19 protein-coding genes are annotated in these 22,108 nt (G+C 32.2%); 3 read left to right on the top strand and 16 right to left on the bottom strand.

Annotated features, from left to right (window positions below):
- The first annotated feature begins 80 nt into the window (after positions 1-80).
- The 3 genes from IPK88_01480 (at position 81) to IPK88_01470 (ending at position 4,502) form a co-directional block, all read left to right on the top strand.
- Positions 81-3,194, top strand: a complete 3,114-nt coding sequence (locus IPK88_01480) for a hypothetical protein (GenBank protein MBK8242070.1) — start codon at positions 81-83, stop codon at positions 3,192-3,194.
- Positions 3,160-4,002: a hypothetical protein gene (locus IPK88_01475; protein MBK8242069.1), complete on the top strand. Its 843-nt coding sequence runs from the start codon at positions 3,160-3,162 to the stop codon at positions 4,000-4,002. Before IPK88_01480 ends, IPK88_01475 begins: the two co-directional genes overlap by 35 nt.
- A 257-nt stretch (positions 4,003-4,259) precedes the next feature.
- The gene (locus IPK88_01470; GenBank protein MBK8242068.1) at positions 4,260-4,502 is read left to right on the top strand and encodes a hypothetical protein; all 243 of its coding nucleotides are present in this window, start codon (positions 4,260-4,262) and stop codon (positions 4,500-4,502) included.
- Positions 4,503-4,908: 406 nt separating this feature from the next.
- On the opposite strand, the gene IPK88_01465 is transcribed toward IPK88_01470, so the two are convergent.
- From IPK88_01465 to IPK88_01390, 16 genes are all read right to left on the bottom strand, one after another.
- The gene (locus tag IPK88_01465) at positions 4,909-6,513 is read right to left on the bottom strand and encodes a T9SS type A sorting domain-containing protein (protein ID MBK8242067.1); all 1,605 of its coding nucleotides are present in this window, start codon (positions 6,511-6,513) and stop codon (positions 4,909-4,911) included.
- A gap of 225 nt (positions 6,514-6,738) precedes the next feature.
- On the bottom strand, positions 6,739-7,329 hold the full coding sequence (locus IPK88_01460) for a GDYXXLXY domain-containing protein (protein MBK8242066.1): 591 nt from the start codon (positions 7,327-7,329) through the stop codon (positions 6,739-6,741).
- Positions 7,316-8,599: a DUF2157 domain-containing protein gene (locus tag IPK88_01455; protein MBK8242065.1), complete on the bottom strand. Its 1,284-nt coding sequence runs from the start codon at positions 8,597-8,599 to the stop codon at positions 7,316-7,318. Before IPK88_01455 ends, IPK88_01460 begins: the two co-directional genes overlap by 14 nt.
- Before the next feature lie 154 nt (positions 8,600-8,753).
- Positions 8,754-9,494 carry a class I SAM-dependent methyltransferase gene (locus IPK88_01450; GenBank protein MBK8242064.1) on the bottom strand — a complete coding sequence of 247 codons (741 nt, stop codon included), beginning with the start codon at positions 9,492-9,494 and terminating at the stop codon, positions 8,754-8,756.
- 233 nt (positions 9,495-9,727) lie between these two features.
- Positions 9,728-11,248 (bottom strand): right-handed parallel beta-helix repeat-containing protein, encoded by a 1,521-nt coding sequence (locus IPK88_01445; GenBank protein MBK8242063.1) that lies wholly within the window; start codon positions 11,246-11,248, stop codon positions 9,728-9,730.
- Between the two features lie 297 nt (positions 11,249-11,545).
- The gene (locus tag IPK88_01440) at positions 11,546-12,238 is read right to left on the bottom strand and encodes a fibrobacter succinogenes major paralogous domain-containing protein (protein ID MBK8242062.1); all 693 of its coding nucleotides are present in this window, start codon (positions 12,236-12,238) and stop codon (positions 11,546-11,548) included.
- Positions 12,239-12,327: 89 nt separating this feature from the next.
- Positions 12,328-12,999: an NAD(P)H-binding protein gene (locus tag IPK88_01435; protein MBK8242061.1), complete on the bottom strand. Its 672-nt coding sequence runs from the start codon at positions 12,997-12,999 to the stop codon at positions 12,328-12,330.
- 15 nt (positions 13,000-13,014) lie between these two features.
- A complete protein-coding gene (locus tag IPK88_01430) occupies positions 13,015-14,994 on the bottom strand; it encodes a T9SS type A sorting domain-containing protein (protein ID MBK8242060.1) in 1,980 nt (659 codons plus the stop codon).
- A gap of 179 nt (positions 14,995-15,173) precedes the next feature.
- Complete coding sequence (locus IPK88_01425; GenBank protein MBK8242059.1) at positions 15,174-16,604, bottom strand: T9SS type A sorting domain-containing protein; 1,431 nt, start codon at positions 16,602-16,604, stop codon at positions 15,174-15,176.
- A 78-nt stretch (positions 16,605-16,682) separates the two neighbouring features.
- Positions 16,683-17,069, bottom strand: coding sequence for a hypothetical protein (locus IPK88_01420; GenBank protein MBK8242058.1), 387 nt, complete (start codon positions 17,067-17,069; stop codon positions 16,683-16,685).
- Between the two features lie 261 nt (positions 17,070-17,330).
- Positions 17,331-17,750 carry a hypothetical protein gene (locus IPK88_01415; protein MBK8242057.1) on the bottom strand — a complete coding sequence of 140 codons (420 nt, stop codon included), beginning with the start codon at positions 17,748-17,750 and terminating at the stop codon, positions 17,331-17,333.
- Positions 17,751-18,247: 497 nt separating this feature from the next.
- Complete coding sequence (locus tag IPK88_01410; protein ID MBK8242056.1) at positions 18,248-18,805, bottom strand: DNA-3-methyladenine glycosylase I; 558 nt, start codon at positions 18,803-18,805, stop codon at positions 18,248-18,250.
- A gap of 25 nt (positions 18,806-18,830) precedes the next feature.
- The gene (locus tag IPK88_01405; protein MBK8242055.1) at positions 18,831-19,286 is read right to left on the bottom strand and encodes a GNAT family N-acetyltransferase; all 456 of its coding nucleotides are present in this window, start codon (positions 19,284-19,286) and stop codon (positions 18,831-18,833) included.
- Positions 19,287-19,377: 91 nt separating this feature from the next.
- A complete protein-coding gene (locus IPK88_01400; GenBank protein ID MBK8242054.1) occupies positions 19,378-19,941 on the bottom strand; it encodes a CPBP family intramembrane metalloprotease in 564 nt (187 codons plus the stop codon).
- Positions 19,942-20,146: 205 nt separating this feature from the next.
- On the bottom strand, positions 20,147-20,626 hold the full coding sequence (locus tag IPK88_01395; protein ID MBK8242053.1) for a DinB family protein: 480 nt from the start codon (positions 20,624-20,626) through the stop codon (positions 20,147-20,149).
- 137 nt (positions 20,627-20,763) lie between these two features.
- Positions 20,764-22,092, bottom strand: coding sequence for an MFS transporter (locus IPK88_01390; protein ID MBK8242052.1), 1,329 nt, complete (start codon positions 22,090-22,092; stop codon positions 20,764-20,766).
- Positions 22,093-22,108: the final 16 nt, after the last annotated feature.

Genomic DNA, 22,108 nt, shown 5'->3' with positions numbered 1-22,108 from the left:
GATACTTGCTTGTGAGTTGTACTTAATTATTTGTAAAATTTGGCGTAATAACCTTATCAAAGGATATCACAGGAAATGAAATGACCTATACCTATGATCCAAAAGGTAGAGTGTTACAAATCAAGGGACCTAAGGATCCAACATATTCATTGAAATTTTCTTACACATTAAACACGAGTAGTAAATCGTTTGCAAAAACGGATCATTACGATGTTCAAAACCCTTCCAATGATTTACAAACAGTAACTATAGTCAATGGACTTGGCCAGCCTGTTCAAATTAAGAAGGATATAATCAAGTATGACAATGGTACTTTTGATGAAGGAGTAAGTATATCAGGTATAGTAACAAAAGATAAATTTGGAAGAGCAATAAAGCAATATCATCCCAAATTTGCTACATCAATGAGTTATGATTTTGATTCGTCTCCAAGCGCTACTGTTACTTCTGAGACAACGTTTGATGAAGTAGATCGCCCATTAACTGTGAAAGATGCGGATAATACAGTCTCTACCATCTCTTACGACATTGCAGATGGAGCACTACATACAGTTACTACAATACCACAAAATGCGAGTACTAATATTGTTAAAGAAAGTTATACTGACTTAGACAAACAAGTGGTTAAACAAAAAGATAATGGTAAGACTACTACTTTTGAGTTTGATGCAGTTGGTCAAATTCTAAATGTATTAGATGAAGATGGCAATACCACATCCAGTGAGTATGATCTTGCAGGTAGGCGGACGCAATGGATCCATCCTGACGCTGGAACAAATACTTATACATATGATAATCTAGGTCAATTAATGACTATGGTGACTCCAAATCTTGCCATTAATAGTGATGAAATAATTTATAAATCAGATGCTTTAGGTAGGATTAAATCGGTCACATATCCTGTTTATGCAAATTCTACACCGAATATCAATAATGTCAAATATGAATATTATCCTGCCACAACAGGAGGCATTGATAATAATAGAGGTAGATTGATGTTGGAACAAGATGCTACAGGATTAAGAAAATATGAATATGGTTCTCAAGGCGAAGTGGTTAAAGACATCAGAACAATAATTGCTCCGGGTCAGGATAATAAAACCTATGTTCACCGATTCCATTATGATACATGGAATCGTATTGATACTCTCATTTATCCTAATAAAGACACCTTGCTTTATAAGTATGATTTAGGTGGTAATTTAAACTTTATGAAAGCTGGAATTCAGGTTTATATAGATAGTATTGGTTACGATGAATTCGAACAAAAAGTATTTTGTAAATATGGCAATAGTACATCACAAACTTATACTTATTCCACAACATTGCGAAGACTTTCCAATTTGGTTTCCAAGGATCACTCTGGTACCAATATGTACAATTTGAGTTACACATTTGATAAGATTGGGAATGTAGATTCAATTCACAATTCAGCTGGTATCATTAATGAAATGGGTGGAACTTATTATCATAAATACACTTATGATAACTTTAACCGCATAGCTACAGCACATGGCAGTTGGACTGGAGATCCAAGCAACACATTGGGAAATAAAGCATCAAACTATACGCTTGAAATGGCCTATGAAAATATGCATAGAATTACAACTAAACAACAGGAACATATACGTGATGCATCTAATGTAGGTGAAAACACTTATGATAATTTATTCAAATATGAAGATGTCAATCATCCTAACGCAGTAACTTCCATAGAAAACCAATCAAACAGCGAGGTCGAGGAATTTAATTATGATGCGAATGGAAATGTATTACTCCATGAATTCGATAATGGAGATACCAAGAATATGTTATGGGATGAAGCGAATATGCTCAAAGCAATAAAAATATCAAATGCCGGAAGCTTCCAACACTACATTTATGATGCTAATGGTGAAAGAACATTGAAGGGATTAGGGCAATATGGCATAATGGATTTAAATGGCTTAAGCCAAACCGTTTCTACTATTGGAAATTATTCACAATATGTAAGTGGATACATGGTTATGGGATCTCATTACATGGTCACGAATCACTATTATTCAGGTACAGAAAGAATCGCCTGTAAATTAGTTGGTTCAGTAGATAGTAGTGTGGATAATAGTCTTGAGTTGTCGGGATCAGAAAAAGCTGGACTTCCTGATAGACAAGCAGAAGATCTAGAATTAGTCAGAACGGAATTTGGATTTGATACATTAATCATTGAAGATACTGATCCTGAGGAAGACGATTGTGAGGGTAATAACGATTGTCCAAATGTACTTTATTTCTTTCATCCTGACCATATAGGTTCAAGCACATTTTTAACGGATGAAGCTGGAAATCCTTATCAATTTATCCTATATTTGCCTTTCGGAGAAGGTATGGCTGAACAGAAAGCTGGGGGCTACTCTACGAAGTATAGGTTCACGGGTAAGGAAGTTGATGAAGAGACTGGACTTTATTACTTTGGTGCGAGATATTATGATCCAAGGATATCTCTATGGTATGGGGTCGATCCGATGACAGAGAAATACCCTGAATGGTCTCCATTTAATTATACTTTAAATAATCCTATTCTTTATACAGATCCTGATGGTAGAGAAGTAATTGTTACTGATGAAGAAGGGACCAAGCATATTTGGACGCCAGGAGCGACTTATGATGCGAAGAAGAGTGCTTTTGTTTCTAAGTCTTTTCAAGCAATGAATGAATTAACCTCTGATCCTAAATTGGCTACTTTGAAAACTCCAAATGCAAATGGGAATGTTATTCTTTCATTTGTAGGAAAAGATAACCCAAATGTTGAGATTTACAATACTGATGGAATTTCAGGAGCAAGTCCTGAAGGAACTCAAATAGGATGGAATCCAAATTTAGGTATAATGGTAGGTGGAGATTTAGGAAACAAAAATGTAAAAGGCGAAGTTTCTCCGACAACTTTACTTGGTCATGAATTTGGACATGCCTTTCTATCACGATTTGATAAAAAATTTGCTGACAAATTGGATGCTATGGATGACAGAATTGGGGTTTTAGGTGGGCAAGGAGTGGATAAAAACGAACATAATGTAGTTCAACCATTAGAAGTTAAGATTGCAAAATCAAGAGGAGAGGGTCAACGAAATGTAATTCGAGAAACAAAATCAGATAAAGCATCAATGCTCAAAAAATATCCAAATGGAAATGGTGATTACTTTACTAAGCGAAAATAAGAGTAGACTTTTTGGTTTTATAATTTTAATAATTATTAGTTTTTATAGTTTAGAATTAAATTCTCAGATTATAGGACTGGATAATGCTAATTGTTCAGGATTATTAAATATAAAAAATCCAAAATTTTATAACAAATATCCTTATATCAAATACTCTGATTTTATTGATAAGTATTTGAATGATTCATTTCCAGATTCAAAAAAATTTGCAGTTTATTCGTGTAAAGACTTAATTAATATTTCATGCAAAAGTTCTAGTCCAATTATTCAATCCTTTGAAGGAAAGATAGGAACTGATCTTTTTCAATTGAAATTATATTTTAGTCATCATAATGAAGTATTGGGGAACGACACTTTGATTAAAGATTTAATGTTTGATCCATTTTTATTTTTTCAATCTAAGAGGAATAAGTATATTTTAGGTGAAATTCCAAATGAAACTAGATTTCATTTGGAAAGACTTGATAGTGTTGTTTTAATTATGCATAAAAGTAAACATATAATATGGGCTTCAAATAAATATGAAATTATTAATATTAATAGAGAATATGAAGTGCCAAATTGCCCAAATATTAAATTACTTTACTCTAAAAATCATAAAAAGCTATTTTTATATTTTGCTTTTAAAAATTTCAATTATCATAATGAATATGAAAATAATTCCTATTATCCAGATACTGATTTTCCTAGTACTCGTTTTAAATTAATAATTGATCCATTTACGGGCAATTCCTCGAATATGTTTATTGGTGGTCAGTGGCTATATTTATATGGGTGGGATAATTGTCCAAATTTTTGGCCTTTTTGAATTTCTTTGTATGAATTTAAAATTGATGTTATTCGTACCCGAATTAGTTCAAGATTTTGCTTGAGAATACAGAGGGTATACATTTGAAAAAAAAGATTTATGAAAAACCCTCGTGTTAAAGCATATTGCAGGCATTAAAAAAGAGTGACCTAAAACTAAAGTATTATATGATATCAATTATGCTCCATGTCCAATAATACAATCAAGATAACTTTAACCGCATAGCCACAACACACGGCAGTTGGACCGGTGATCCAATGAACACATTGGGTAATAAAGCATCAAACTATACGCTTGAGATGGTCAATGAGAATATGCATAGAATTACAACTAAACAACAGGAACATATACGTGATGAATCTAATGTAGGCGAAAACACCTACGATTATTTATTTAAATTTGAAGATGTCAATCATCCTAACGCAGTAACTTCCATAGAAAACCAAACGAATAGTTATATCAAAGAATTCAACTATGATTCAAATGCATATAAAAAATAAATTATTTGAGACATTCAAGATTTAATAAAATCAAAATAAAATTAAATGTAATTATGAAAGATAAATTTATTATACTTTATAATTATTGCTATTCAAATAGAAACAAGTTTGGATGTAAAGCTAGAGGATTAGTAATAAATATAATTGAACAAATCAAAAGAAATTGAGTTGCAACAAGCATCATTTTTTCATTGTTAATTGAGTTTAATTGTAACCTTTCTAGGAATTTATTCCACATGAAATAAAAAACTACCCAAATACAACATTTCAAGTAGGACCAACTTGAGCATAAAAAATACTTCGAAATTCAACTTACAAAGTTTAGATATTAAATAGTTCAATTGCAGAGGTTCCCAAATTGTTAAAAACTTGTTATAGAACGCTATAAAAAATAATATCTTATACTTTACAATTTAATGAATTTTTCTACACAATATTCTTTTCTTAGCTCATCATAAATTTCAATGAAATAAACACCACTTGGAAAATCAATGGTATTTAGTTGGTAAGTGTTTTTATCCTTCAAAATAACAGATGTATATATTTTATGATTAATATCATATACGTTTAAATAACCTTTGGTTAAATTCTCGTTTATATCGATAAAAATTTCTTGATTACACGGATTAGGTCTAATTTGTGCATGTAACTGTTCTAAATGAATAGTCTGAGTCTTAATACGTAAATCTTCTGCATTAATTTTACAAATATATGCCCAACCTCCCAAAACAAAATTCTGGCCAGCAAATATAGAATCAAGGGCTACATAAAAACTTAGCACAATATCATTTTTTGGAGAAGATTTTACAAATAATGGAATAAATGCGAATTTAGAATCCCCCTGATTAATGAGTTCACCCGTTTTTCTGAAATTTCCAAGTGAATCTTCTAAATAAAAATAAATATTATTTTCTTCCACAAATCTGATAACATGCAATTTTTCCTTTAACTGATCAAAATCATTAGTAACAATATGCCCCACGTGTTTTCCATCAAAGACCATTGCTCGCTGATCTTTTACAAGCTTTCCATTTGAATCTAAATAAATATACCCTGCATTTCCTTGTTTAAAGTCCTTTAACCTTGTTAAAGTTTTTAAACGCATTAAGTTTCCAGATTTCTGATATCCTTGAATCGGATCTTGTTTATTTAAACCACCTAAAATGGAGCTTACATTAGTCAAATCAAAGAATTTTCCAGAACCATTGGTATGCCACATATAGTGAGTATACTCTTTTAAAGTATAATTATAAAATTGGACAAAGTAAAAATATTTTAACGAATTAACGGCAACAGGACCTCTTAATACTGGATCATAGGAAGTAGGCTCATAAAACTTAACTGCATATTCCGGCAGAATTCTTGATTGCAAGTTTTCATTCCAAATATAAGGCCAAATAGCATAGTTGTAATTACTATCTTTAGAAATTCCTGATCTGTAAAAAAAAGCAAAGTCTTGCCCTTCCAAATATATTGGAGGAATGGATTGCTGGAAAGAAACGCGATCATGAAAATCTTTATTTGTGTATATCTCTATATCATTACCAAATTCATCAATTACCCTTCTGCTTACATATCCTTTAGGAAAACTTCCTGATCCTTCTTTAATGCTAGCTTCACCAAAAAGTTCTAAATATGGAATCTGAATTCTAAAATCCCAATTATAATTATATCCTGCATTGTAATTCCAAGTATTATAGTTTTTCTGCCAAATACTATCTCCAGTATTTAAGTCGAAACATGCTAAAGTGCTTCCTATTTGTTCTTTAAAGCCTGTATTGTCTAGCAAATAATATATTTTATTATTAAAAATGACATGAGACAATCTTTGATACAATTGATCTTTATCATAAATTATTTCACCATCTAGGGAATTACTGATTTCTGCTACTCGTTTATTCCAACTTACCTTTGTTCCAGAAAAATTAAATGCAGGAGGTATATAGACATTTTGCGAAATAATACATGTTAAATTTATAAATTGAAGTACAAAAATTTTTATCGTTTTCATGGTAAGTAAATTTAGCTAAAATAAAAACTTAAATTATAAAAAGTTAATCCATTTCTTATTTTATCTAGTAATGGATTAACCTTGTATTTTAAAAAAATAAAAATTTTAGAAATCAAAGCTGCATTTATTTCTACATGAAGATATATAGATAGTATTAGGAGGACATGGCCTTCCATAACTTGATACTTGGAATATTCCTTGCTTGATATTGAATTTCATAATGTTTTACTTATTCAATGTATCCCGATTATTTAATACTATTTCTTTGATAGACTTGCCATCGATCATCACATCTTTAAGTACAGCCTCACCTGCTTTTATATTCACCAATCCATAAGTAATCAGGTTGGTATCCCGTAAGGATTCCAGATAGAGTCTTTCAGCATCGCTTGCTTTGGATTCTTCCATGTAATACCGATCGAAGGGATAAGATATCGTCAAATAATTATCTTCATTTTCCATTTTAGTAACATTAGACACTTTAGCTTTTACATAATCTTGCTGATCCATTGGCATCTCTTTAGATACTGAACTAATTTTTGCATAACCGTTTTCATCGGTTGTTAATGTAACAAAAATGATTTCATTGACTGCCCATTCTTCTGGATTGTAGATTTGGAATCTATTTTCACGGTAACTGAGCGTAATGTATTTACCCCGGAAAGGATCAGTAGGATCAATGGGTGTCGTTATGAATTTATATTCAGTTCCTTTTGCAATGATGGCTTCGGCATTATAAATCATACTCGCAGGAACAACTAATTGCACTGCTACCATGAGTATGAAGCCTAGCGTGATCCATTTATTTTGATTCATGTGATTTTCTTTTTTTAAGCATTAAATAATTGGTTATAAAAAATCCAACACCAAGTAATATAAATAATATTCCTTTGGTTACAAAGTCTAAATTTAAATCAACAAACTTGCAGCCGATTAATACCATAATGATAAGTAATCCAAAATTCAATACTCCCAAGTGTCCCATTTTGGATCCGTTTCTAATGGTAATGACTCCAATAATGAGGATCAAAATATTAATCAACAATACAGATAAATAAGACACGAAGCCTAGTATAAAGAGAAGAATGAATAGAATGAATGTGATTTCAAATGGATTGATATCACGCATTGTTTTATTTCTTTTTTCTATGTAAAGTAAACCTAATGCAATGATTGATATAATTAAGGAGACTATGAATTCTACAGAGCCTAAAATTTGATGTATGGATATATTCTTGGTTCGTAATTGTTCCCAGTACCAATCATAACTTAAAACAAATAATATCGAAATGGTGCCTAGGGCTCCAAGAATAAGATATCCGTTATTTCTTATTTTTTGATTTTTGAAATAGTCTAGATGTCCAATGATTGAAAACAAACTATAAAGGCTCATGTAGGCAACAAAGATTAGTTCTTCTGTTTGATATGCAATAGTTCCTAAAGTTATGGTGAGTGAAAGGGGAACCAACCAATGATGGTAATGTGTGAAGTTGCTATCAGGATTGTTTTTAGAAATGGAATAATAATGTGGCAGTGCTGCAATAAGTAACAACCAATATAAATAGGATTCATGGTTTGGATAAGACCAGTAGCAAGTTTCAGCAGCATAATAGGTAATGCCACACAGATATAATTGGGAAACTAGAGATGAACGCATAACATAGATAATAGGTAAGCCAAGCACCATCCATGTTAAAAGAAATAGACTTAAATTGCCATGCATATTATAAATCTGACCAACTAGGGAAATGCTGGAACCAATGGCAAAGAATAGAAAAGTTGAAGATGCTTCGCGCCAGGTTATATTGCCTGGTTTTTTAAATAACGCATACCCACAGAATCCTTGACCAATGATCAATGGAATAAAGGCAAAACAAGTTTTGACGCCACGAGATAAATCATCCCAATTATGTGCAACAATCATAATGATACCCAACCCAACCAGAAGCGCGCCTAGTATTCCAAAAGCAATGTTCAGTTTGTTTTTAGATTGGTCTTTTTTATGCTGGTAAAATTCGAGAATTTTGTTGGCTGTTTCATCAGAGATGATGCCAGCTTCAATAAGTTCAGTTAGATCTTTGATCATAAATCATACAAGTTAAATGAATAAAACTTATTTTTTAATATTAACAAATCCTAAGCTATAATACAGTGATCTTAAGAACCTTTTGAAATGACCAGGATATTGTTAAAATCAAATTTACAACATATTGAAACTATTTTAATCAATTTGTCTTAGGTTATTTATGGATTTGGCCTACTCGTAAAAATAATGGAAAAGTAACTTTTCTGTATTGTTCCAAACCCCATGTTTTTTCAAGTTCATTTTGAATGAGTGAAAGTGGGTTGTCACCAGTTGAATTTTTATAATGTTTTACTGCGGACCATGTTTCTAGATATCCTATGAATTGATCGAGTGTCCAATCAAAGCACATGTTTAATTTGGGGGCAATCCTTTCTTCAAAAGGGAAGGGTATTGTTTGGTATTGATGGTCAATAAATTTTCGCTCTTCATCCCAATATTCACCAATTCTATTTATATAAAAATCGTAAATGATTTGGTCAATTTCGGGAGAAATATTCAGCACGCCATAACCTATGACTGCAATCATTGCATTGGGTTTTGCTGTTCTGAATACTTCTTGATAAAATTTGTCAAAATCAAACCAGTGGATGGCTTGAGCAACCGTAATTAAATCAAAGGTGTTTGGTTCGAAATTGGTTTTTTCTGCTGCTTGTTGGGAGTAATATATGTTTTTACATTCTGGTGCATTATTCAGTTGATTTAAACTGATGTCAGTGGCATAGACTTCTTTGAATGAGGAGGCTAATGATATTGCTATCTGTCCATTTCCGGTGCCACAATCCCATGCCTTGTTTTTTTGAATGGGTAATTGATTTAAATATTCAAATAGAGCATCAGGATAAGTTGGCCTGAATTTAGCATATTGATCAGATTGTTTTGAAAAGAGGTCTTTCATGATTTTAAAAATTGTCTAACTATTTATTATTTTCAGGAGATGTTGTCCAAAGCAAACTTAATTAGTGTTTAAAATATTATTTTGGAAGCTTATATTTTTTTCTTTATTTTTAATTCTCGTTTTTATTACTAACTTTTTGTTTCCAATATTTTTGAACAGTGCAAGGAATTTTTATTTGCATTGTATTTTTTATATTAATGATTAATATGGGAACTCATATTAAATTCTACTTTTTATTGTATAATTAATTTACGGGATATTACGGTATTGTAATTTTCTAGTTTTAGTATATAGCAAGCTTTTGGAAAGGTAGACAGATTTAATTCAATCGAATTTTGATTTAAAACGATATTCGTTTCAAATAATAGATTGCCAAATAAAGAATACATACTTAATGTATAAGATTCATTATTCAACTTATTACTTGAAACTAATTTGAATATTCCGGAATGAGATGGATTGGGAATAACTTGTACATCGACTGGTGAAAAAATCAAATCTTCTTGATTGGTTTTAACAATATATTCGTCGGCTCCAATGTCTACCCCAGTTCCAAGTGGTCTTTTGTTTTGGTCTATATCATCTGTTATGTAAGGCATTAGATCTATCCCCTGGTCTACCACATTTGAAAGACTGGTAGCCAGATGCAAATCTCCTTGAGAAGTATTGACAAACCAATTTGCTTGAGCGTTACTTAAGTTATTTGAAACAGTTCCGGAGGCACCATCTCTGGCTCGAATTGATTTATTGGTTAAATTATTTTTGATGTCAACATTTGTTGTTCCTGTAAATCGATATTCTATGGCATTTTGATAAGATACGAAAATGGTATTGTTATAGACTTTTGTATTGGGGGAATTTTCTAAGCCAATGCCAACATCTGAAAAATTTCCGCCGCCATCATTGTAAATCATATTATTGCGAATAAGTCCGCCTTGACTTGGGCTATTACCTAATCCAAATCCAATGCCCCGATCACAATTTATAATCCAATTTCGTTCGATCAGATTGTCCGATGATTGATTCCAGAAATGAATCGCATGTTCTGCAACTGAACCCGATGGACTTTTAATATTTTTAAACATATTATCTCGTACGATCCAATTTGTTCCTTTGTGAATGTCTAAGCCTCCAGTATAATAATTGGGTCCAATCCCATTAGGATATTCAAACAAGGAACATTGCACAATAGCAGAATCAATGTAGTTTGCATCAGTTGCGCCCTTCAACATTTGTTCATAGGTATTTTTAAAATGTACATTATGAACCAATAAATGATGACCACTGACTTGAATTCCATGATCACCACAATCTTGAATGGTTAAATCCGCTATAGTAATATGATTTCCTGCAATGCCCAATACATTTTCAGTTGTACTTGTTGGTTTCATTCCGCCACCACTCAATATAACCTGATCTCTTTTTCCTGATACACTTCTAATGACAATATTATTTCCAGTAATGTATGGATAGGATGTTGTTGAAGCGATTTGATAATATCCATCTTCAATGAGAATGGTCATGTTGCCGCCAGTAGCATTGGCTTGATTGATAGCATTTCTTATTGCTGAAACAGTAGATACAGTTATGGTTTTTCCAATCGTTGAATTACAAGATGAAACTATATTTTTTTGAACTTCTTGAATGGTACAACCACAAGTCTGTGCATAAATTGGTACCGAATGTGGAAAGATACATAATCCAATTAAACAAATGAAGTGTTTAATTATTGAATTATTATTGGTATTGTGCATTTGCCTAGGATTGTTTATAATTTTAAAATTATTTAAAAACTAATGAAAAAATGTAACTATTCAGGTTACAATAAAAACGGTTTGTTTTTGTCATCATTTTTGCAAAATCAGGCAAAAATACCGCCAAAAACAATTTACATTTTATACCTACGACGGATTTTATCCGTCGCAAAAAATTGATCGTCCCTCCGGGACTTGTAACTGACTTGTAAGTGAAAAACATTTATAATTAACGATTAACAATTGCATAGATCATGATATCATTATTTTCATTTTATTACATTGTTTATCTATAAATTAATCTTTTATACATCGGACCGAAAGTCCATCTACTTTATAGTCTTCATTTTCTAACAAAAATCCGATATTGAAATCCAGATAATGATATCGAGCATAACTGATGTCAGATCCTGTTTCTGATCCCCACCAATAGCCATTGTAGCTAAGGTTGAAAAATGCACCTGTGCTGGAACGGAAGCCTCCGGGCAAACCGGTAAAGCCTGTTTCATTTGTTGCGGCAGTATTTGGACTTTGCCAATGAGTAAAATTTTTTTCTTTTAATTTTCCACCAGCTAGGCTTTCTTCTCCTAAGAATGCCTCTAAAATATTCCATTCTGCTTCAGAAGGAATATGCCATCCCGTAGGACATAATTGACCTGAATGAACCGCATGCCAGTTGTATAATTTACCATATGTTGCGCTATTTGCTGGGTTGTTATCATAATCGCAATAAGCTGCAGTAGATAAATTATACCATGCTGTTGGATCTGTGATATTTGGTATGGCATCTCCATTGCGGTAAGTAGTTGTTTTTAAATTTTCCGACATCCATATTTGGTTTCCTATTTTGATGGTGTTATATTTATTTCCATCTTGGTCGGTAACAATATCATTTGAATTTTCTTCATTTTTGGAACAAGCAATAAAGATAATAATAATGGCGCCTAATGAAATGAATTTAAAAATTGATTTAGCAATAATAGTTTTCATGATGGTTTATTTATTATTGTTGACGATTAATATAAAATATTTTCTTTGATTAATTATTTTTCATAAATAAATGACTCATATTTAAATTATTATTGTTCTACAAAATTCAAAGTTTTAATATCTTGATTTTCTAAAATAATTTGATCTTTTCCATAAATTCCAGCTTTGAACATGGCATCACCTAACACTTCAGATGTAATAGCGCCTTGTGGGTAAATACTTTTTATTATTGGATATAGTGTTCGCATAATTCGATATGAAAAATTGGGTTCAAGTCTTTTTTCAACAGGATAAATATAAGCTGGTCTGAAAATATACCAATGTTTAAATTGTTTTTGGATTAAATAATTTTCAGCCATGCCTTTATAACGAGCAAAAGAAAGGCGACTCTTTTCATTTAGGTCAGCTCCAGCCCCACTCAGAAAACAAAAGTTTGCATTGGGGCTTTGTTCTTTTATAACATCAATAAATGCTTTAGCATAATCTACGGTAATCATCTTAAACTGATCGTCTGGTACAGATCCGGTATACACACCGATACAAAAATAAGCTGCATCAAAATCTTTAAGTTGTTCTTGTTTATCAGAATAATTTGTAAAATCCTGCAATATGATTTCTTTTAATTTGTGATGCGATATTCCTAATGGTTTTCTTACTAGTGAAACTATTTCACTAATGGAATCAGATTCAAGTGCTTTTCTCAATACAAGGCCACCTATCATTCCAGAGGCACCAATAAGAATTATTTTTTTCTTAATCATTCTGAAAATCTTTTTTTAAAGTTTAACAAACGTTTTAATCATAGGGCCATATTTAAGAAAATATAAACCTGCTTTCAAGTCACTAACATTGATATCGATATTATTTAATTGATTTAGATAAGGTTTTTTAGAGATTACTAATTGTCCTAATTGATTATAAATATGAGTTGTTAAATCATTTATATTATAATTCGTACTCATTGTGATAACAGATGTGGCAGGATTTGGAACAATATCTAAATAATGTTGAATAACATGGTCAACATCCACTGGATTACCGATGATATTACCAATACTTATTGAAGCGCCATGACTTGTATTGAAATAACTCCCACTAGCAGATGTAGTCAATTTAACTGCTTTAACTTGGTAAAAGTTATTTCCATTGTTTGGAAAGCTATCTGTGAAATTTAGGGCTAATTGTGGATTTATATTTAACGGTAAGTACGTTCCAAATTGGTATTCTGAATGGTAAATATAATATCCCAAAATACCTGGTTCAATGCTAGGTAACCAATTCAACGTTACCATAGTATTATTTGAAATTGGGGTGGCAGTAACGTTTGAAGGTGGTGCTATCATATGAAGGCGAAGTGTAGGATCACCCATTAGTGCAATGTGTATGGCATTTGCTGCATCATTGTAGGTATAAGTGTTTAAGTTGTTTTGAGTTAGTTGTGCACTATATCCAACCGGCTCGCCCAAAGCCATAGAATGATTTTGCCAGTGTGGACGACCGCTCCAAGCATTGGTTAGACCATTTTCTTTGGCTGCAAGTGGTGCTCTCAGTAAATTATTTTTATTGTCCCAATCACCAAAATTACTACCAAATATCATATTGAAAATAGCTCCTTTGTGACGCAAAAAACTATCTGTAGAACATACTCTTCCACAATCTGTGTATGTTCCTCCACCGGCACCATATGCAAATAATAAATTTTGTGCATCACAATGTTGTAATAAATCCCCTTGAATGATTTGTTGTGGCCCGAACATAGCCGCAAAATTTCGCCATGCCTGACTACCATAGGCTCCTTGAGTGACGGCAAAGCGATCATCGATAACACCTTTTTCTATTGTCTTGGTTATTTTAAATCTAAAGTCATGTGCTTTTTTTATATATTGTTTTGTCAATTCAACTTCTGATAAAGGAAAGGCAGGAAGGTTGGAAAGATCAATGCGCCCCATTAAATAATTAACTTTTGCTGGCGTTCTGGTTTGATCCAATTTGCCATCACCAGGAATATTTTTGTTTTCGATTCTTGTGGCATCAATATTTGTTATAGTATCTGTCCATTGATCATAATCTACTGCATAATAAACATCTGCTGGCCAGCATCCGCTATGCTCTACATGCCCATCAGGTGGAAATCTAAAATGCTCTATTTTTCCAAAATTTCCAGAATAAGGAACAGGAATATGTCCTAATAGTATTAAAGCATTTATTCCGCCAACTTCAAGATCTATTCTTTTTATTTCGCGTTTTACTTTTTGAATGGAATCTGTTTTGGATACTTGAGTTGTAATCACTTCCCAACCATCGGCATTGATATCTGCCATTAAACTTTTTATTTCGTTAGGTATTGCTGAAGCCAATCCTGCTTCTACTACAATTAAGGCTTTCCCGCGAGAATGAACTACAGGAACTTCAATGCCACTCAGCAAGTAACTTATTCCTAATAAAGTGGTCCCATTTAATTTCTGAATATTGTATTCATAGTTCTCGCCAATTTTTACTTGAGTGTCTGTCCATATCGTATCGGTTCCTAGGGTGGATCCTAAAATGTTACCCCAACTTTGATCTGTTTTTTCCTTGCGATAAATATTGTAAGCTGTAACTCCAGTTGCTATTTTGGGCCATCGAATAGAAATGGAAGGTGGAGATGTATTAACCACAACCCTTGTTTGTACAGTATAATCACTATTGGTTTGAGCTTGTAAATGTAACATCAAGAAGGCAGCCAAAACAATGTTTAACAAGACGATCTTTTTCATGATATATTTTGGTTTAACGTAATTAATAGAAAACATTCCTAATCCAGAACTTTTAGATCACTATAATTACAATAATCAAACTTACAATAATTTATTTGAATCAAACAACATTTTATTTGGTACAATGTGTTGATATATGAAATGTAATGAATGCTAAGGTTGACGTTTTGTATTAAAATTTATTGTTGTTTTAACACCTTCTGGACATAGCTTGAATGAATCATTTGAATATATAAATAATACATTCCATCAGGCAGATTTGCAATAGAAAATTCATTTTTAACATGTTCTTGTAGGCGTGTGCCATAGAGGTTATAAATGGTGATTGTCTTTAATTTTTGTTCACCTAAATTGACATTTATATATCCTGTAGTAGGATTTGGAGAAATGGCGCATTTGTTGTTCGTGGTTGGTGTTTTAACATCTGTTGTTTTACAATTTGTTTGTAATATTTTATATCCTGTGTAATTGGAATGGGGTGGTGTAACAGGAGACCATATATATCCAATATGAACTTTATGATTGTAGAAGTCTAATCCCCATGTACCGTAATCGTCATCAGGCGTACCATATGTTTGGCATGTTTGAGGATGTTGAGGATCACTAACGTCAATGGCTACAAGATCGGATTTTCCAGCTGCAATATATATGATATTACAATCAGGATCAAAAGCCAATTCATTTGCATGACCTGCTGAATTAGACCACATGTTAAAATCATTAGTAGCCTCAGTCCAGGAATTGGGATGCCACCAACCAAGTTGAACAATGGACTTAGGATTTGTTATATCTAAAATTTCCATTCCATAATAATCAATACTTACAAATGCCCAATGATTATGTATCACTATATTATTGTATGCGGTTGCTTTGTCAATTAAAGCAGGGAAACAATATTGATTGATTTGAATGGGTGCATTAGCATCGGAAATGTCTATAATTCTCAGGCCGCCTCTATCAAAACATACATATGCAAAATGACCTTGAAGTGCTATTCCACGAGCATTATAAAGTGATGTACTTCCTGTTTTGGAATGAGGAAAATGTTGATCTAGTATTAACTTACTCTTGAATTGAATTTTATTTTTATTACTAATATCCAAAATGATGAGTCCATTTTGATTTGCAGCTAAATATGCGTAAGGACCCTGGATAGCTACAGCCCCAGATCCTCCTGTCAATCCTGGGTAAATATAATAGTCCATAATTTGTGGAGAAGATGGATTAGTAACATCTATTATGGCAAGTCCAGCCATTTCAGTGGTATCCCAAATATTCCCCAAGCACACATACAACCATATACTATCCTGATATAAATTAATGACATCCAAATTACCTAATTTGGATTTTGGAATGGTTGAAAGGAGTGTTGGATTTCCAGCATCGTTATTATTATAAATTTTTAAACCTCCTGATACACTGGCTACATATTCAAAGGGTCGGTTCAATTTATCGGCTTCAGGTGTTGTGCTAATTCCAAAAAAAGGATTGGTAAAGATAGAATCTGTAACTTGCAGTTGTTTCCAATCCGTACATTGTGCTTGTAGTGAAATTATAATCATATTTATTCCTGCTGCACAAATTAAAAACAATACTATTTTTTTATTCATTGATCTTTGATTGCAAAGTATAATTTAATATTGTAAGTAAAAGTACTTTCAACTTAGAATTGAAATATTGTAAATATATTATTTAGCCTTCCAATTATATTTAATGACAAAGATACTAGTAATGATGAATGGTAAGGTAGAAATGATTATTTTAAAATTGGTTGTCAGAAGACCAATAAAGAAAAGAAGGAGTAGAAATATACTCAAACATGTCAACCCAATGAGACTTAAGATTCTACTTGGTCTTTTTTGAAAGAGTGTATATAAAATAATCAGTTGACCCAACAGGGGAACCAGTATTAATGGATGGGTAAATCCTTCGGCATGATCTCTGGCTTTTAAAAACAATTCAGCTTCAATCTGGAATATAAAGGAATGCTGATTATTGCCCCATTCGAGATATCCAAAGAATGAAGACAATAACAAGACGGCATTTAAAATTTTTTTTATTAGTTCTGAAACCATCTAATAAGATTAATTTTTAAAGTTGATAAAAGGGGAAAATAAGATCTTGTATGTTTTAAATATTAAGTATCTAAATAAGTTTCTTGAATTATAATTAGATTTTGAAAAATAAATAAAGCCACCTCAATCATTTAAGTACAATAATGATTAAGGTAGCTTTATGTTTTAATTGAATTAAGTATGGTATATTTTATTGCTCTAAATTATTTTAATTTAAGTATGTTTTTCAACTAAAAATTAAAATTTAAATAAGCATTTAAGTTATGCTCCTTTAATCATTCCCATCACCCAGGCAATAATACCTCCAGTTAGTGCATAATAAACTGCACTTACAAGGATATCAACAAAAATGGGAGTCAGACTTGCATACATGGTACTCATGGAATAAAAACTGAAATCTATCGAAGCGGCAAAAAGTAATCCAACGATTGCTCCAATTTTTGCTCCGGCCATCATTCCTGAGGTATTGGACCAACTTAAAATTGTGGCCACCAATAACCCTGAAGCTAAACTAGAAACGATCATGGCCCACATAATCATATCAGTCATAGGTTTCGCCGCACATTGGTTGGTATTGGCAGCATAATAATCCGCGAGAAGGACGCCATAGATGAGCCACCCAAGGAGGAAAAAGGCTACCCCGCCAATCAGGCCTCCAATTAAAGTTTTGTTGTTTGTCATTTTGTTTGTTTTTAAAAAGTTGTTCCTACTCGTAAGGCTTTTCGGAAACGCCCCGTTTTTTAAAGTGGTTTCCGGACTCCACTAGACCTTATATAATTGATATTATAATTTGATCAGGTAAATACTTCAGACAAGCTTTAAATTGGTAAAATTCAATTCAATCTTGTCTTATTATATGACAATACAATAACTAACCGGTTTTTTGTGCGGGAAATGGTTGTGGGATGACTATTTATATCTTACCTGTTTACAAATTTAAACAAAAGAAATGGTGCAATGCAAGTTTTTTGGCATAAATATTTTAAATATTTTAAAGGGATAATTTTAGAAGTCCATAAATAGAACAGATATTGAAAAGAATTCAATATTTGGATAGCATTATCAATTCAAAGAATTCATTTCATTTACTAGAGTATAAAGTGAATGAATTTATAACAGGATCCATATAATTAGAAATGATTCAAATGGATTGATTGAATAAAAGTTTTTCTGAAGTTTTATTTTTTGATCATCCATGGAGGATTGGATTGAATGACATGATGATAAACCGGACAGTCTATAATATGTGAGCCATCAAGATATCCTGTACTCATTAAAAACTCGTTTACAATTTCCCCACCGGTAAATTTAAAGGTCTTTTTAAATATCTTCACCCAGGCTTCTTTTGTTAAGGGATGATGTTCATCCAGCCAATTCTTGAATGAACCAAAATCTTTTTGCAATTGCAATACGACTCCTGCATTGTAAATGGTAGCATCTATTTTCAATCGATTCCGGATTATTCCGGCATCATTTAAAAGCCGAGATCTATCTTTTTCGCCATAGGAAGCGACTTTCTTAATATTGAATTGATGAAATGCCTTTTTAAAGTGTACCTGCTTGTTTAGGATAGTGGTCCAACTCAATCCTGCCTGATTAATCTCTAAAATGAGTCTTTCAAATAGTTCGTCGTCATTATCTATTGGAAATCCATAAGAAGTATCATGATAGATTTTGTGGACATTTGTAGGTTCTAAATGTTTGACTACATCGCAATATGATTTTGGTTTTTCCATGGTTTTTAATTTTTAATAATACAGTTTATCCATTCAGTACTTTCAAAAAGCAAAAGCTGTTTTCAACATTGATATATGGCCCATAATTAGGAATTTTAGTATAATTGTTTTTTTCATATAATCGAATGGCCTCTGGTTGATTTATTCCAGTTTCCAACATGCATTTTATGTAATGCAGTTCTTGACACCATTGTTCCAATGCTTTTAAGATCAAGGAAGCTAAGCCTTGATTTCTGTAATTTGGCCTTACAAACATTCTTTTGATTTCCATAGTATCCTGATCATATTCTTTGATAGCACCGCAAGCTATCGGTAGTTCTTGATTATAGGCTACTAAGACATATTTTATGTTATCTGATTTATTATACTGTGCATAAAAGGTATGATCATCCCCATCACGTAATTTGAGTTCTTTGTCTAATTCGATAACTAATAATTTAAAATCTTCATGATGATTATCGGTTCGAATCAAATGGATCATTATTATTATTTTTTATATTGTAAAGTGATGAATTTATTGGTTTAAGGATTCATGTTTAGTATTATTCTATATTAAGCTCATTTATTTATATTCACAGTATAAAGCGCTCAGCTGTGGCAACTAAATTTCCTAACATATGCATCGTTATCGGAGTGTAAATGGATTTTGTTAAATGTCTGGAATAGCCATATAATATCGCATCTGTAAGACTTTGAATTATACCAATATGTGATGATAAAGTATTGTCATATGCGAAATTATGAAGTAGAACAAAAATTACAGCCTGTGAAAAAATGGCCATGTGGATGTTTAATTTTATTTTTTTTAAAAAATTAAGCAATACTCCCCTAAAAATAAGCTCTTCCACTATAGGAGCAAATACCAATGCACCCGTTATTCTAATTATGGAAGGGATGAGTGTATGGTTCCAAGAGTTGATTTCTAGAATCCCAAACCGATATAAAGCAAATTCTGAACCTACTATAAAGATTAAAAATCCGGTAATCCAAAGTAAATATGTTTTTAAGGATGCAGGTTTGTGAAGGTCTATTTCTGATTTGGATATTTTGTTTCGATGGATGGCAATGACTAGAAAGATCAATGCAATCATAAAGGGAAATACACGTAATAGAGCTGATTTTATTTCTGGATTCATATATTATAGTTGCAAATTGTATTGAATTATTGTTCCGATGTGCGTAATATCTTTAAGGATTCATAAAAAATTAGTTTCATTATTGCCAGCACAAAATAGTTATATTTTTTCTAAAAATTAGAAATGAAAATGTTCCAATTGTTATTAAAAATAGGGTATAAGATATTGAGCATATGATTAATCTAAGTTTTAGAATAGGATCATTTTATAACCGGTCTTCGGATAATTTGAAAATGAAATGTTCAATTTGTCTGCGATGTCTAAGAATATGTACTATAGCATGTTCCATTAATTGTTCTATGTCGTATTGTTGTCCCCATTTAACATTAATTTTTTTCAATGGGTCATGTTCTTCAATGACAACATTGGGATGCGATTTAAAACATTGTACACAATATTCAAACATTGCATTTAAGGCTTCAATATAAGGATTAATGGTTTCAAATATTTTTGGTTCTGGTCTGGTACTGTGGATCCCAATGAAATGTTCAATGTACACGGTATAAGAATATCCTGAAGCAATGACATGGGTGAGGATCGTTTGAATGGATCTACAATCCTGATCTTGAGTTTCATGATCTACTATTTTACAAAGTTGTTGATCAGATATATTTTGAATAACAAAAATAAGTTCCCGAATTGATTTTTGATATTCGTCCAGTAAAGCTTGGGTTGCTCTATTCATTCAATTATTTTTTATTATTGCATTTTTATAATTAATATTTATATAAGCTAGCTTAGTTATCCTTGTTTATACTTTTTGTAAAATGAATTTTTATCTCATTTTATTAATATCCTAGGTTTTCATCTTGCAATTATAATTTAAGCATTTTTCATTTCCAATTCTTCAATTTTCTTGACATGGATATTGATTTTTATCAATGGCATGATGATCCAGGCTAAAGCTAACATCACGCCAAATGAACATATGGTATACTCCCAACTCAACAAATTTTTTAAAGGGCCTAGTAGTTTTGCGCCTACAATTCTGCCCAGGTTTGCTATAGTCATGTACAATGTGAATTGACTTGCGGAAATTTTCTTCCAACAAAATTCCATGGCGCATGCAAATAATCCAATACTTGTAAATACATATAAAATTTGGTAGATAACCATGAAGCTGCTGATGACCCAATAATTTTTCCAATACATATTTAAAAATGGAAATACTGTGGTTAACATGATGAGAATAAAAAAATACACATTCAACATCCTGATTTTACCAAATTTGTCGATTAATATACCACCGATCAACATACCGCCTATACCACCGATGAGACTGGCTGTGGCAAAAAATTGAGAGTATTCTAAATTGGTCCAACCCAATGCTTGCACTGTAAATACTGGAAGTAAAGTGGCTATAAAATTAAAAGAAATTTGGGTGATGAACAACACACAAGCCATGAGTATACTATTGCGCAATAGGAATACACTAAACAGAGATTTAAAAATTTCAGTCCAGTTGGTTATTTGCATTTTTTCATTTTCTAAGGAAGTAGAACCTTTACTCCATGGAAGTAATTTTTCACCTGGTCTTTCACGTAGAAATAATGGTACAAACATGATAGCAAAAACCGCAACAGACAACATGAGGATAGCCTGTGAATATCCAAATTTATTAAGTAACCAGCTACCCAATGCTAAAGAGCCTGATATACCTACTATTTTTGCGCCCCACATAAATCCATTAGCTCTGGCTTGTTGGTTAATGGGTACAATATCAATAGCCATACCATCAGTTGCCACGTCCTGAAAAGCACCAAAAAATCCTACTGCAAATCCTGCCACCATAAATAAATTTAAGTTATTCAAAGGGTCTGGCACAAAGGCCATTGCAATAAAGCTTAAAATTAATCCCAACTGACCAAACAGTACCCATGGTCTTCGACGGCCCATTGGCAGATAACTAAACCTATCCATTAATGGTGCGACAATGATCTTAAAACTCCAAGGAAGTCCTACAGCTGCAACGAATCCGCCAATTTCTCCGGGGGTCTTACCATTCATGGCCATCCAAGCGGGAATCCCAAAAAATGCCATTCCTTCAGGAATTCCTTGGGCAACATATAAGGCAATAAAATTAAAATATCTTAAGATGGTGTGCTCTGATAATGCGGGTAAATTTTTGGAATGGGAATCATTTGATTTCATAAGATATTTTAGTGGA

It is taken from the genome of Candidatus Defluviibacterium haderslevense (assembly GCA_016712225.1).
Classification (GTDB): domain Bacteria; phylum Bacteroidota; class Bacteroidia; order Chitinophagales; family Saprospiraceae; genus Vicinibacter; species Vicinibacter haderslevensis.
Note: the sequence above shows the minus strand (reverse complement) of the source record. Positions and strands in the feature narration are given on the sequence as shown.